The organism is Pseudomonas sp. SWRI179 (assembly GCF_014268705.1).
Lineage (GTDB): Bacteria > Pseudomonadota > Gammaproteobacteria > Pseudomonadales > Pseudomonadaceae > Aquipseudomonas > Aquipseudomonas zanjanensis.
Genome location: NZ_JABWRA010000048.1, coordinates 1 through 13,925, shown reverse-complemented (window position 1 = coordinate 13,925; position 13,925 = coordinate 1). Strand labels below are relative to the sequence as shown.

The following is a 13,925-nucleotide window of genomic DNA, read 5'->3' as shown; positions in this document are numbered from 1 at the left end:
TTCTGGGGTATCCGGAATCAGTGGGCACAAGGCACAAAGGCAAGTCGTCCCTATGAAACGAATGCAAACCGGAAAAATTAGCGTTTGAGAACAAGTGTCAGAAAGGAAGAAACCCGTGGCGAGGGAGCTTGCTCCCGCTCGGCTGCGCAGCAGTCGTAAACCGGCTGATGCGGTCTGTCTGGACTACTGCAAGTTTCTTTGGGGCGGCTTCGCCGCCCAGCGGGAGCAAGCTCCCTCGCCACAGAAGCGGGTCTTGAACGGGCTAGGCGCTGATCGCCAACCCATGCCGCCGATGATGCACGCTCAACTGATCCTTGATCAGCCGCAGCACCTTGGCCTCGTGCTCATGAATGAAGAAGTGCCCGCCCGCCAGCATGTCCACCGAGAAACTGCCCGTGGTTTCCCGCCGCCAGCCCATCAGTTGCTCCGTGGTGGCCTTGTCGGCCGTGCCGCCGAATACATGCACCGGGCACTTGAGCAGCGGCCGTTGCCGTGGCTGGAAACGACCGCACAGCAAAAAGTCGGCCCGCAGGATCGGCAGGGTCAGGTCCATCAGCTCTTCATTGGCCAGGATCTCCTCGCTCGTACCATTGAGGGTGCGCAGTTGCTCGATCAACTCAGCGTCGGTTTTCGCCTTGGCAAAACCGCGATCATAGTCGGCGCGCATCGTCGGCGCCGCGGTGCCGGAGGCAAACAGCGCCACCGGTTCCGGGCTGCCAAGCTCACGCAGGGCATGGGCAATTTCGCAGGCCAGCAGCGCGCCCAGGCTGTGGCCGAACAAGGCGTACGGGGCCTGGAGCGTCGGGTGCAGCTCCCGCGCCAGTTGCATCGCCAACGGGCCCATGTCGGTGTGCAGTGGCTCGTCGAAGCGTGCACCGCGCCCCGGCAATTCCACCGGTTGCACGTGCAGCCATTGCGGCAACGTGCGCCGCCAGCGGCTATACACCATCGCGCTGGCGCCGGAATAAGGCAGGCACAGCAGGGTCAGTTGGGTCACTGCGGTTTTCTCCGATCGGTCGTGTAGGGAAGATAACGAAATCCTAACCCATGGAATTAGTCAAAACCGTGACGTTCGCGACGAGATGCCTGCCCCTTGTGAGAGCAAGGCATGTGGGAGCAAGGCTTGCCCGCGATGAACGATAACGCGGTTCATCTTCCCACACGACCTTATACTGGCGACATCTCGATCACTGCACAGGAGAACGCCATGGGCTGGTCCGCCAAGCAATATGTCACCTTCGAACAGGAACGCACCCGTCCGTCCCGGGACCTGCTCGCCGCCATTCCTCCCGTGGAGGCACGCACGGTGATCGACCTGGGATGCGGCCCGGGCAACTCCACCGAGTTGTTGGTGGAACATTTCAGCGGCGCCACGGTACGCGGCCTGGACAGTTCCAGCGACATGATCGACGCCGCACGCAAGCGCTTGCCCGCCGTGGCATTCGATACGGCCGACATTGGCCAATGGGATGAACCCGGGCCGTTCGACGTGATCTTCGCCAACGCGGTGCTGCAATGGCTGCCCGACCACGCCACCCTGCTGCCCTCGCTGATGGGCAAACTCGCCCCCGGCGGTAGCCTGGCGATCCAGATGCCCGACAACCTGCACCAGCCCTCCCACCGCTTGATGCGGGAAATCGCCGCCAACGGGCCTTGGGCCAGCCAACTGGCCGCGGCGGCTGATTCGCGTACCGAGATGGCGGATGCCAGCGCCTATTACGCGATGCTCAAGCCCCACTGCAGCCGCGTCGATGTGTGGCGCACCACCTACCATCACCCCTTGGCCGGCGGTGCCGCAGGCGTGGTGGAATGGTTCAAGGGCAGCGCCTTGCGGCCGTTTCTCGAGCCGCTGGACGAGACACAGCGCGAGCAATACCTGGCGCAGTATCTCAAGGCGATCGAACAGGCTTACCCAGCCCAGGACGATGGGACGGTGCTGCTGCCGTTTCCCCGGCTGTTCATGGTCGCGACGCGCTAGGGCGAGGGTCGATGACGCAGCGACAGGGCCTAAATTTCTGATCCGGGTCCTCGTTACCTGCTAAGACCAAAAACCCGCAAGAGTGACCGCCGTGGACCTGCACACCATCCTGGGCAAGCTGTTCGCCAATGCCGGCGCCGTTGGTATCGAAGGCGTCTTCCAATTCGTGTTCGGCCCGCACCAGGCGTACTGGTCCGAGGTCAAGGCCAGCAGCCGCACCGAGGCGGGCCGCCACACCAGCCCCGACGTGACCATCGAGGTGGCGGAGAAGGACTTCCTCGGGATCATGGCCGGCATGGCCAATGTCGAGGAGCTGTTCGCCAGCGGTCGCCTGAAAATCGGCGGCAACATGGGCCTGGCGACCTTGCTGCCGCAGATCATCGACCATGCCCGGCATGGCGGTGGCGTGGTGGAAAAGGTCGACATGAACAAGCGCTACCCGACCCCGCCGCGCTTCAGCGAAAAACTCACCGCCAGCCTGCCGACCCAACGCAGCGTGGAACGGCGGCCGCGCAGCGGGCTGTCGGTGCAGCAGTTCCGCGCCCAGTACCTGCCCCACGGCATTCCGCTGGTCATCAGCGATGCCCTGCAGGACTGGCCATTGTTCAAGCTCAGCCGCGAAGAATCCCTGGTGCATTTCGCCGAGCTGCAAGGCATCACCCGTCACGGCGACTACGTGAAGAAGACCTTCTCCACCGAGCGGGATTTTCGCTCCACGTCCATGGCCGACTTTATCGCTTCCCTCGACAGCCCGGCGGCCAAGGGTGCCGACGGTGAACCACCGGCCTACATGGGCAACAACATCCTGCCGGCGCAGCTGATGGAGCAGATCAAGTACCCGCCCTACTTCGACCCGTCGTTGTTCATCCCACCGCGTATCTGGATCGGCCCCAAGGGCACCCTGACGCCCCTGCATCGCGACGACACCGACAATCTGTTCGCCCAGGTCTGGGGCCAGAAAACTTTCACCCTCGCCGCGCCTCATCATCGCGAAGCCCTGGGCACCTGGTCCACGGCGCCCCAAGGCGGGCTGGACGGCTGCGATTTCAACCCGGACGCGCCGGACTACCAACGCTTCCCCCGGGCCCGTGACGTGACCTTCCTGCGCGTGACGCTGGAGGCTGGAGATTTGCTGTTTTTGCCGGAAGGCTGGTTTCACCAGGTGGAGTCGGTGTCGACGTCGTTGTCGGTTAATTTCTGGGTGAATTCGGGGCGGGGGTGGTAACAGCGGCCCTGAAGCACATTCTTTTTCTGGCAGACAGATTGTGGGAGCAAGGCTTGCCCGCGATGAAGACAATGCGGTCTTTCGGAAATCGAGTCGCCTGTTTCGCGAGCAAGCTTTGCTCCCACAGTCCCCTTGCCACAGGTTTGTGTTTGGACCTGGAATATGAAGACCACCTCACCCAACTGAACTCCACCCACCTCAAACCAGTCAGCAGGTAAGGCCCTCAACTCAAGGTGCTAGACCATGCAGATATCCCTCGCCCGACAGGTTGCCCTGGTCACCGGCGCCAGCTCCGGCATTGGCGCAGGCGCGGCCAAGGCGTTGGCAGATGTGGGTGCCGCCGTGGTGCTCAACTACCATTCCAACGCCGAGCCGGCGCAAGAACTGGCCCGTGAAATCAACGCCAACGGCGGCCGCGCCATCGCCGTGGGGGCCGACGTGTCGAAGGAACAGGAGGTCGAGCACCTGTTTGCCCAAGCCCTCGATGCCTTTGGCACACTGGACATCCTGGTGGCCAATTCCGGTTTGCAAAAAGACGCCGCCGCCGTCGATATGAGCCTGGAAGACTGGAACACCGTGATCGGCACCAACCTCACCGGCCAGTTCCTTTGCGCCCGCGCCGCCCTGCGAATCTTCAACCGCCAGGGCGTTCGCCAGGGCGTGTCCCGGGCCGCCGGCAAAATCATCCACATGAGCTCGGTGCACCAGCGCATTCCCTGGGCCGGCCACGTCAATTACGCCGCGTCCAAGGGCGGTGTCGATCTGCTGATGCAGAGCCTGGCCCAGGAAACCAGCCACCAGCGCATCCGCATCAACAGCATCGCCCCTGGCGCCATCCGCACGGCCATCAACCGCGAAGCCACCGAGGGCGAGCAGGAGCAGAAACTGCTGGAGCTGATTCCTTACGGTCGCGTCGGCGATGTCGAGGACGTCGCCAATGCGGTGGTCTGGCTGGCCTCGGACTGGTCCGATTATGTGGTGGGCACCACGCTGTTCATCGATGGCGGGATGAGCCTTTATCCGGGGTTTCGCGGCAATGGCTGATCATGACGAACCGCAAAGCCCCATCGAGAACCACGGCATCATCGGCGACATGCGCAGCGCCGCGCTGGTCAACGACCGGGGCAGCGTCGATTTCTTCTGCTGGCCGGAATTCGACAGCCCGTCGATCTTCTGTTCCCTGCTCGATACTCCGGAGGCGGGCATTTTCCAACTCGCGCCTGACCTGCCGAACGCCCGTCGGCAACAGATCTACCTGCCCGACACCAACGTATTGCAAACCCGTTGGCTGAGCGACGGCGCTGTGGTGGAAATCACCGACCTGCTGCCCATCGGCGACAGCGAAGACGATTTGCCGGTGCTGATGCGCAAGGTCCACATGACCGTCGGCAGTGCAACGTTTCGCCTGCGCTGCGCGGTGCGGCATGACTATGCCCGGGCCGCGACGATCGCGAGCCAGGACGGCAGCCACATTTGCTTCAGCGCGCCGGGGCATCCGAGCTTGCGTTTATGCGGCGATCAGCCCATGACGCTGGACGGCAACACCGCCGTGGCCGAGTTCACCCTGGAACAGGGCCAGCGCGCCGAATTCCTGCTGGGCGGCATCGACGACCCGCGCCTGCAGGACGATGCCAGCGCGATGTGCCTGGAGCGGACCCTGGCGTTCTGGCGCGGCTGGATCGGCCAATCCAATTATCGCGGGCGCTGGCGCGAAGTGGTCAACCGCTCGGCCCTGGCGCTGAAACTGCTGACCTCGCGCAAACACGGCGCCATCCTCGCCGCCGCCACCTTCGGCCTGCCGGAAACCCGCGGGGGCGAGCGCAATTGGGATTACCGCTACACCTGGATCCGCGACGCTTCGTTCACGGTCTATGCGTTCATGCGCCTGGGTTTCGTCGACGAAGCCAACGCCTACATGCGCTGGCTGCGGGGCCGGGTCAGCGACTGCTGCGACCAGCCGACCAAACTCAACATTCTCTATGGCCTGGACGGCAGGCAGGAACTGCCGGAAACCGAGCTGCCGCACTTGAGCGGCTTCGGCAACGCGCAACCGGTGCGCATCGGCAACCTGGCCTACCAACAGGTGCAATTGGATATTTTCGGCGAGCTGATGGACGCCGTGTACCTGGTCAACAAATACGGCGAAGCCATCTCCCATCAAGGTTGGAAACACACCGTCGAGGTGATCGACCAGGTGTGCAGTGTCTGGCAGGACAAGGACGTGGGCATCTGGGAAATGCGCGGCGACAAACAACATTTCCTGCACTCGCGGCTGATGTGCTGGGTCGCCGTCGACCGCGCCATCCGCCTGGCCGAAAAGCGCTCCCTGCCCGCCCCGTTCGCTCGCTGGGACGAGACCCGCCAGGCCATTTACCAAGACATCTGGGCCAACTTCTGGAACGACGAACACCAGCACTTTATCCAACGCCTGGGCAGCACCGCCCTGGACGGTTCAATGCTGTTGATGCCTTTGGTGCGTTTCGTCAGCGCCCGCGACCCGCGCTGGCTGTCGACACTCGACGCCATCGAAAAAAGCCTGGTGCGCGACGGCATGGTCTACCGCTACCGCAACGACGACAGCCCCATCGACGGTCTCAGCGGCACCGAAGGCTCCTTCGCCGCCTGCTCCTTCTGGTACGTCGAATGCCTGGCCCGCGCCGGCCGCGTGGAAAAAGCCCAGCTGGAATTCGAACAACTGCTGCGCTACGCCAACCCGCTGGGGTTGTACGCCGAAGAGTTCGACAGCCACGGCTACCACCTGGGCAATACTCCCCAGGCCCTGACCCACCTGGCGCTGATCAGTGCGGCGAGCTTCCTGGACCGCAAGTTGAGCGGCGAGAAGAATCATTGGCAGCCGTGAGCTGAGTGGCCCTCAGGCTGAACGCGGCGCCCTGTGGCGAGGGAGCTTGCTCCCGCTGGGTTGCGAAGCGACCCCAAGATTTTGCGCCTGCTGCGCAGTCGAGCGGGAGCAAGCTCCCTCGCCACAGGGAAAGTGGTGGGCTGACTATTGTGTTGAGTCGGCCAATTCGAGGTCATCCAACGCTCGGTTGGCCAGCAACCTGGCCAGTTCGATCAACTGCTGAATCCCCAGCGCTACATGACGCCGGGAACCTTCCAACTCGAACCCCAGGTCACTGACCAGCGCATCGGCCGAAGCCAGGGTTTCGCTGAGGGTCGTCAGCACCGATTCGGTGTTGAGGCCGAGGACCACGGTGAAAACCTGGCCGTCCTGGGTGTCGGGCTTGGGTGGGGCGGGAGGAGACAAGTGAATGTTCAGCGCCCGGTCGGCGGCTTCACGGAGTTTTTGTGTATCGAAGGTGGTGTAGGCAGAGAGGTTTTCGGCGCGTGGTGGGTTGGGGGTGATCTTGACCATGATGTGAATCTCCATTCGAAAGTGGAGTTCGCCATTTCCGCGACCAAGCAGAAGGGTGGCGAACTGTACGCAGGTTGGTCGACCAGGGAATGGATACCCGGCAGGGCCCGAAGCCCTCCCACGCACAGTCAGCCATAAAGCAGACAGCCGCTCGCGAGGCATTGTGCGCCATTCTAAACCCGGGCGACCAAACCCGGTCGCTGAATTTGCAGCGACGAACAGAGCCTATCCCCGCCCCTTCCGAACCGACAACCGACGCGACTCGTCAGAAAATTCCGGTTCACTTATTTTTTTGTAGGAACACCGCACCACTGTGGCGAGGGAGCTTGCTCCCGCTCGACTGCGCAGCAGGCGCAAAAATCTTCCAGCCTCCAAAGAATCAGCGTCTGGTATGGGGTCGCTTCGCAACCCAGCGGGAGCAAGCTCCCTCGCCACAGAAGCAATCACCGCAAGTCACCCATTTAGCGTTACACCCCGTTTCGAGTTGCCAGCCCCGCCAACCCCTCCTAAGATCGACGCTCTCACGGGTGCAGCGGAGCTGCCCGATAAAAACCCGACTCAAGGACCTGACATGACCCATATCAAACGCCCCATCACCACCCCACCCCGAACAGGCCTGACCCGCGAAGACCTCTGGGAAGGCCACGACCGGGGCTTGATCAAGTGCTGGGAAATCGGCCGCGAACGTTCGGCGAAGTTTCCCGAACTGGCGCAACGCTGTGTGGCCGGGGAGTTGCCGGTGCTGGGGTGGAAAGGTGGCGTCAGCCGCAGCCTGAAGAAAAACGAAAAATTCGGTTGCCTCAAATACCTCGCCCAGTGGCAGGGCCTGCGCGGTGAAGACCTGGACATCGACTTGACCCAGGAGCGCACCCTGACCTGTTCCAGCACGAACATGATTGTGACGTTCACGCCGGATCGGGCCAAATACGTCAACCAGGAACCTGCCTGAACACAACCGCACACTGCCGGAGGCCGACATGAACCTTGAGCCCAGGATCAACTTCGCCGTCACGCCGTTGCTGCGCATTGCCTACGAAGAACACGGTCCCGCCAACGGCGATCCGATCATCCTGCTGCACGGTTTTCCTTACGATCCCAGGGCGTTCGATGAAGTCGCGCCAGCCCTGGCCCAGCGTGGCTATCGGATCGTCGTGCCCTACCTGCGCGGCTACGGCCCGACCCGCTTCAACAACCCGGCCATCCTGCGCTCCGGCCAGCAAGCCGCCCTGGCCCAGGACCTGCTGGATCTGATGGACGCACTCTCCATCCCCCAAGCGGCGCTGTGTGGCTACGACTGGGGCGGTCGGGCGGCGTGTATCGTCGCGGCGCTGTGGCCCGAGCGCGTGCGCTGCCTGGTGACCGGCGATGGCTACAACCTGCAGGATATTCCGCGCTCCAGGCAACCGCTGGACCCGGAAACCGAACATCGGCTGTGGTACCAGTACTACTTCCACACGGCCCGGGGTGTCGAGGGCCTGACCCAGAACCGGCGCGAGCTGTGTGGCTTGCTTTGGCGCCTGTGGTCGCCGACCTGGAAACGTGGCGCCGAACTGTATCCCCTCAGCGCAGCGTCGTTCGACAACCCGGACTTCGTCGACGTGGTAATCCACTCCTACCGCCATCGCTTCATGTACGCACCGGGCGATCCGACGCTGGAGTGGATGGAGGAAAAATTGACGGCGCAACCGGCCATCAGCGTGCCTAGCATTTCCCTGTGCGGGGGCGACGACGGCGTGGGGCCCGCGCCGAAGCACGATGAAGATGCCGAGCATTTCAGCGGTTTTTACGAGCGCCGAGTGCTCGCCGGTGTCGGCCACAACATTCCCCAGGAAGCCCCCGAGGCCACGCTCAAGGCGTTGCTGGATCTGCTTGAGGGTTGACGGCGAACCGCTCGCGATAGGCCTGGGGTGTCACGCCCATGGCCCGTAGGAAACTTCGGCGCAAGGTTTCTTCGCTGCCAAAGCCACATTGCACCGCCACCCGTTTGATTGACACTGCGGTGTCGGACAACAAACGGCGTGCGGTTTCCACGCGAATCAACTCGACGGCCCGCGCCGGGGTCTGGCCGGTGTCGGCGCGGTAGTGACGCACAAAGCTGCGCTCGCTCATGCCCACCTCGGCGGCCAGGCTCGACAGGCCAAGGTCACGGGTGAGGTTTTCGGCGATCCAGGCGTGCAGGTCATCGAACCGACTGCCCTGTTTTTGCAGCGACAACGTCACGCTGAACTGCGATTGCCCGCCAGGACGCTTGAGGAACACCACCAGTTGCCGGGCGACCTCCAGCGCCACCCCGCGGCCCAAGTCCTCCTCGACCAGCGCCAGGGCCAGGTCGATGCCGGCCGTCACCCCGGCCGAGGTCCAGACCGGACCGTCGTTGATAAAAATCGGGTTGGGTTCGACCCGCAATTGCGGATGTTGCTCGGCCAATTGCTCGCAGCGGGTCCAGTGCGTCACCACGCGCCGTCCGTCCAGCCAACCGCTGGCGGCCAGCAGGAACGCCCCGGTGCACACCGACGCCACCCTTCGCGAACGCAGGCCGTGCGCCTTGACCCAGGCCACCAGCGCCGCGTCTTTCGCCGCTTCATACACGCCCCAACCACCGGCAATCAGCAACGTGTCGCTGCCTTCGCTCGGCAGCGGCTCGGCCATCAGCGCCAAGCCCGCCGAGGACATGACCGCGCCGCCACCCACCGCGATGACCGTTGGTGTGTAGGGCAGCGGCAGGCCTTGCTGGCGAGCCAAATCGTTGGCCGAGGCAAACACCTGCAAGGGCCCGGTGACATCCAGCACTTGCACGTTGGCGAAGGCCAGGACATGAACGGTTTTCGGTGGGTTAGGCATATTGGCGTGATTCGTGGGCTTATTGGCGTATACGCCAGAGCCTACGGATCTAAAGTAAAACCGTCCACCCCTCGGGCATCATCCAAAGGAGAACGCGACATGACGTTTCAGATCGGTTTGCTGTTATTCCCCCAAGTCCAGCAGTTGGACCTGACCGGCCCATATGACGTGCTGGCCTCGTTGCCAGGCGTGAAGGTCCACCTGATCTGGAAGGACCTGGCCCCGGTCACCGCGAGCACCGGGCTGGTATTGCTGCCCACCACCACGTTCGAGGACTGCCCGAAGCTCGATGTGATCTGCGTCCCCGGCGGGACCGGCGTCGGGCCGCTGATGGAAGACGAGCAGACGCTGGCCTTCATCAAGCGGCAAGCCGCCGACGCGAAATACATCACCTCGGTGTGCACCGGTGCGTTGGTGCTCGGTGCGGCAGGCCTGTTGCAAGGCAAGCGCGCCACCACTCACTGGGCCTATCACAGCCTGTTGCAAACCCTGGGCGCGACGCCGGTCAAGGACCGCGTGGTCCGCGACGGCAACCTGCTCACCGGGGGCGGCATCACGGCCGGGATCGATTTTGCCTTGACCCTGGCGGCCGAACTGTTCGACCAGGACACCGCCGAGCTAGTCCAACTGCAACTCGAATACGCCCCTGCCCCGCCGTTTACCGCCGGCAGCCCGGACACCGCGCCGACGCGCGTCCTGGAAGAAGCCCAACGGCGTGCGGCCGAATCGTTCCGGGTGCGCTCGCAAATCACCCAGCGTGCTGCGGCGCGGTTGGAACTGGCGTAACGATAAACCCCAAGCCGAGGCACAGACGATGTCGGGTTGGACACAACCTTGAGGCAGTCCCATTGTGACGAGGGCGCTTGCTCCCGCTCGACTGCGCAGCAGTCGCAAAATCTTGGGTTCGCTTCGCAACCCAGCGGGAGCAAGCTCCCTCGCCACAAAGGGTTTCCTTGTCGGGTCAACTCGACTCAGAACGGGCTGGCAGTGGGTCGCACAATCAGTTCGCTGACGTCCACATCCACGGGTTGTTCAATGGCATAGGCGATAGCCCGGGCGATGGCTTCGGCCGGAATGGAGATCTTGCGAAACTCACGCATTTCGGCACGCCCACCTTCATCGGAAATGCTCTCGGCCAGTTCCGACTCGGTCACGCCGGGGGAAATCACCGTCACGCGCACATCGCCTCCGACTTCCTGGCGCAAGCCCTCGGAAATCGCCCGCACGGCGTACTTGGTGGCGCAATACACAGCGGCCGTCGGGCTGACGGCGTAGGCACCGATGGATGCGATGTTGATGAACTGCCCGCTACGCTGGCGCTGCATCAGCGGCAGGCCGGCGGCGATGCCGTGAAGCACGCCACGGATATTGACGTCGATCATACGGTCCCACTCCTCGACTTTCAGCGCCTCGAGTTTGGAGAGCGGCATGACCCCGGCGTTGTTGATGATCACGTCGACCCGACCGAACCGTTCGACAGCGAAGTCAATCAGGCTCTGGACGTCATCGCGGCGGCTCACGTCCACGGATTTGCAGGCCGCCTGCTGGCCGGCGGCTTCGAGTTCCTGCACCAGCGCTTGCAAACGATCGATACGCCGGGCGCCGAGTACGACACGAGCACCGCGAGCCGCGAGCAACCGCGCCGCCGCTTCACCAATCCCGCTGCTGGCGCCGGTGATGACCACGACTTTGTTTTGAATATCGGACATGATGGTTTCCTCGTCTGGACGTGTTGGCCCCCGGGTGGGAGCGTTTTGACAGGTCCAGATTAGGCAACCGACCTTTGCCTGGGTTAGTCGGATCCTCCTGCGCACTTGCACGATCCTGTAGCGATAAATCCGACTCTGGCCGACAACCGCGCAATCAGTTTTACTAGCGCGGTCCACTCATTTGGCCTGGGAGATTGATCGGCATGTCGGTATCCACGTCCATCCACATGGCGTCAGACGACGGCGTTAGTCAGCGTCGCGCCGAACTGGCGAGCCTGATGATGCGCTTCGCTCCAGACTTCGGCGTCCATCCCACGGCCATCGAGGCCTTGCACCTGATCCGCAGCGACGAGCCAACCGAAGCCCTGCACACCGTGCACAAGCCTGGTTTGTGCGTGATTGTCGAGGGGCGCAAGGAAGTGCGCCTGGCGGACGAATGCTACGTGTATGACCCGCTCAATTACCTCGTCGTCTCGGTGACCCTGCCGTTGGCCGGCCAGGTGATCGAAGCCAGTCCCGAGCGCCCCTACCTGTGCATCCGCCTCGACATCGATCCGGCACAGATCTGTCGCCTGATTGCCGACGCCAGTCCCATCGGCGTGCCGAGCGAAAGAACCGGACGCGGGTTGTTCCTCGATCGCATCGATGCGCCATTGCTGGACGCGGTGTTGCGCTTGCTGCGGCTGCTGGACAGCCCGGACGATATCGCCACGCTCGCGCCGCTGGCCCAACAGGAAATTTTCTACCGGCTGCTGCGTGGCGTCCAAGGCCGGCGCTTGCACGATATTGCCATTCCCGACACCCAGACCCATCGCATCAGCCGCGCCATCGAGTGGCTCAATAGCCATTACGCCGAGCCGCTGAGCATCGACAGCCTGGCACAAATGATCAACCTCAGCCCTTCGGCCCTGCATCACCGCTTCAAGGCCGTGACCGCCATGAGCCCGCTGCAATATCAGAAACAGCTGCGCCTGCAAGAGGCCCGCCGGTTGTTGTTGGCGCAGAGCAGCGATGTTTCGTCAATCGGCTACAAGATGGGGTATGAAAGTCCTTCGCAGTTCAGCCGCGAATACAGCCGTCTATTTGGCGCCTCGCCGAGCAAGGACATCGCTCGTTTGCGTGCCCAGGCGCTGCAAGCCAGTGGCGCTTGACCCTGCGTTTGGCACATCAGGCTACTTTTTCACAGACGAAAAAAAACCCGCCGAAGCGGGTTTTTTGAGGACCAATTTGACTCCCTGTCCGGCATTCCATGCCTGGTCCAATCATCCATGACCCTGAGCACTCCCTGTACCCAGTGGATGAACATAGATTAGGCCTGCCGGTGTCCTGGGAAAAGACGAGAAAGCAGCAACGCCGTGTAAGCGTTTCGCTATAGACCCCTTTGACACTTTCCAGCAGACGAAAAAAAACCCGCCGAAGCGGGTTTTTCCAAGACCATTACGACTCCCTGTCGATAGCTAATCCTTGCATGGTCGATCGTCCCTGATCCTGAGCACTTCCTGTGCTTCAGTGGATGAGTCCAGATTACGCCTCGGATCCAAAGCGAAATAGACGACATAGCTACCATCTCGTGTAAGACATTCGCTATATCTGCCCTTCCGAAAACCCTTAGCGCCACCAGCCGTTCGATCTCAAGCCTTGTTCAGGAAGGTTTCAATATTGGCCATTTGCTCATCCCAGCCACGGCTGTCCATGCGAAAAGCCTTGAGTCGGCGAGCCTCGGGGATGTTGTTGAAACCCGACTCCACGACTTTGAGCAAAGTACCGCCATCCATGTCTTCAAGTTCGAATAACACCCGGGTTTCAGATTCTTTTGAATAATCCACCTGCGGTTCGACTGCGTAAGGATGCCAGCGAAACGAGAACACTCGCTCGGGTTCCACCCGCTCCACCGCGACGTCCCAAATAAGGTGTTCGTAACCTGGGTAAGTGATTTGCCCCTGGGTACGCTCACCTGCCACAAACCGTTTCCCCTCAAGGGCGACACCAAACCACTGGCCGAAGGCTTCGGCATTGGCCAGGGCGCGCCAGACTTGGGAGCGCGGGGCCTTGAGCAGGATCTTTCGTTCAATGCGGTCGGATGAATGCATGGGTCACCTCCTGTGTTCAAACAGTAGGCTTGTAAGACCACAAGACCAACCGGAAAGTTGTATCAGAGAGTTGTTTAGCGCTGCCGACGTTAAAACAGTATGAAGCGTTGTAAACTCCCCCGGCGTTTTCCACCCCTCAAGGAGAGACCCGACATGTCCCCACGCTGGCTTCTGACCCTGACACCGTTGCTTTTTGTCGCCGCCGCCCAGGCCGACGACTGCGCCAACGCCATCACCCAAGGCGAAATGAACCAGTGCGCAGCCAAGGAAAGCAAAGCCGCCGACAACGAGCTGAACAGCTTGTACAAGCGGATCACCGCACGCCTGAAGGACAATCCAGAGGCCACGAAAATGCTGGTCAAGGCACAGCGTGCCTGGATAGGCTTCCGTGATGCCGAATGTGAATTCTCCGCCTCTGGCGTCGAGGGCGGCAGCGTCTATCCGCTGATCTATGGCAATTGCATCACCGCCCAGACCAAAGCCCGGGTCGAGGCATTCAAGACCTATCTCAAGTGCAAGGAGGGGGATCTGAGCTGCCCTGTACCCGAGGCTTGATAGCCGGGACGTAAAAAGGATGACCTCTGCAGGTCATCCTTTTTTTGGTCAGCGCTTTTATTACGGGCAAAACAAAACCCCTACCTGCATCAGCAGATAGGGGTTTCGGAATTTAATCTTGACGATGACCTACTCTCACATGGGGAAACCCCAC

The 13,925-nt window shown here is 62.1% G+C and carries 14 protein-coding genes; 9 read left to right on the top strand and 5 right to left on the bottom strand.

What is annotated here, in order from left to right:
* Positions 1 to 262: 262 nt before the first annotated feature.
* Positions 263 to 997, bottom strand: a complete 735-nt coding sequence (locus tag HU767_RS22885) for an alpha/beta fold hydrolase (RefSeq protein ID WP_186710381.1) — start codon at positions 995 to 997, stop codon at positions 263 to 265.
* A 210-nt stretch (positions 998 to 1,207) separates the two neighbouring features.
* On the opposite strand from HU767_RS22885, the gene tam reads away from it, so the two are divergent.
* The 4 genes from tam to HU767_RS22865 all read left to right on the top strand — a co-directional run bounded on the left by tam (position 1,208) and on the right by HU767_RS22865 (position 6,063).
* Positions 1,208 to 1,978, top strand: coding sequence for a trans-aconitate 2-methyltransferase (tam, locus tag HU767_RS22880; protein ID WP_186730528.1), 771 nt, complete (start codon positions 1,208 to 1,210; stop codon positions 1,976 to 1,978).
* Positions 1,979 to 2,069: 91 nt separating this feature from the next.
* Complete coding sequence (locus HU767_RS22875; protein WP_186710385.1) at positions 2,070 to 3,203, top strand: cupin-like domain-containing protein; 1,134 nt, start codon at positions 2,070 to 2,072, stop codon at positions 3,201 to 3,203.
* Positions 3,204 to 3,446: 243 nt separating this feature from the next.
* A complete protein-coding gene (locus HU767_RS22870; RefSeq protein ID WP_186730527.1) occupies positions 3,447 to 4,247 on the top strand; it encodes an SDR family oxidoreductase in 801 nt (266 codons plus the stop codon).
* Complete coding sequence (locus HU767_RS22865) at positions 4,240 to 6,063, top strand: glycoside hydrolase family 15 protein (protein ID WP_186730526.1); 1,824 nt, start codon at positions 4,240 to 4,242, stop codon at positions 6,061 to 6,063. Before HU767_RS22870 ends, HU767_RS22865 begins: the two co-directional genes overlap by 8 nt.
* A 144-nt stretch (positions 6,064 to 6,207) precedes the next feature.
* On the opposite strand, the gene HU767_RS22860 is transcribed toward HU767_RS22865, so the two are convergent.
* On the bottom strand, positions 6,208 to 6,576 hold the full coding sequence (locus HU767_RS22860) for a DUF6124 family protein (protein ID WP_186730525.1): 369 nt from the start codon (positions 6,574 to 6,576) through the stop codon (positions 6,208 to 6,210).
* 571 nt (positions 6,577 to 7,147) lie between these two features.
* Between HU767_RS22860 and HU767_RS22855 the strand changes: the two genes are divergently transcribed.
* Together HU767_RS22855 and HU767_RS22850 are read left to right on the top strand one after the other, a co-directional pair.
* A complete protein-coding gene (locus tag HU767_RS22855) occupies positions 7,148 to 7,525 on the top strand; it encodes a hypothetical protein (protein ID WP_186730524.1) in 378 nt (125 codons plus the stop codon).
* Between the two features lie 28 nt (positions 7,526 to 7,553).
* Positions 7,554 to 8,456: an alpha/beta hydrolase gene (locus HU767_RS22850; protein ID WP_186730523.1), complete on the top strand. Its 903-nt coding sequence runs from the start codon at positions 7,554 to 7,556 to the stop codon at positions 8,454 to 8,456.
* Here the strand turns inward: HU767_RS22850 and HU767_RS22845 are convergent.
* On the bottom strand, positions 8,425 to 9,417 hold the full coding sequence (locus tag HU767_RS22845; RefSeq protein WP_186730522.1) for a GlxA family transcriptional regulator: 993 nt from the start codon (positions 9,415 to 9,417) through the stop codon (positions 8,425 to 8,427). The two genes, HU767_RS22850 and HU767_RS22845, sit on opposite strands and share 32 nt — an antisense overlap.
* Positions 9,418 to 9,516: 99 nt before the next feature.
* On the opposite strand from HU767_RS22845, the gene inhA reads away from it, so the two are divergent.
* Positions 9,517 to 10,203 (top strand): isonitrile hydratase, encoded by a 687-nt coding sequence (inhA, locus tag HU767_RS22840; protein ID WP_186730521.1) that lies wholly within the window; start codon positions 9,517 to 9,519, stop codon positions 10,201 to 10,203.
* Positions 10,204 to 10,388: 185 nt separating this feature from the next.
* Here inhA and HU767_RS22835 read toward each other — a convergent pair whose 3' ends face one another.
* Positions 10,389 to 11,126, bottom strand: a complete 738-nt coding sequence (locus HU767_RS22835; RefSeq protein WP_186730520.1) for an SDR family oxidoreductase — start codon at positions 11,124 to 11,126, stop codon at positions 10,389 to 10,391.
* 203 nt (positions 11,127 to 11,329) lie between these two features.
* Here HU767_RS22835 and HU767_RS22830 point away from each other — a divergent pair, with 203 nt between their 5' ends.
* A complete protein-coding gene (locus tag HU767_RS22830; protein ID WP_186710397.1) occupies positions 11,330 to 12,277 on the top strand; it encodes an AraC family transcriptional regulator in 948 nt (315 codons plus the stop codon).
* Positions 12,278 to 12,757: 480 nt separating this feature from the next.
* On the opposite strand, the gene HU767_RS22825 is transcribed toward HU767_RS22830, so the two are convergent.
* Positions 12,758 to 13,216, bottom strand: a complete 459-nt coding sequence (locus HU767_RS22825; protein WP_186710398.1) for an SRPBCC family protein — start codon at positions 13,214 to 13,216, stop codon at positions 12,758 to 12,760.
* Positions 13,217 to 13,369: 153 nt separating this feature from the next.
* Here HU767_RS22825 and HU767_RS22820 point away from each other — a divergent pair, with 153 nt between their 5' ends.
* A complete protein-coding gene (locus tag HU767_RS22820) occupies positions 13,370 to 13,771 on the top strand; it encodes a lysozyme inhibitor LprI family protein (RefSeq protein ID WP_186730519.1) in 402 nt (133 codons plus the stop codon).
* The last annotated feature ends 154 nt before the right edge of the window (positions 13,772 to 13,925 follow it).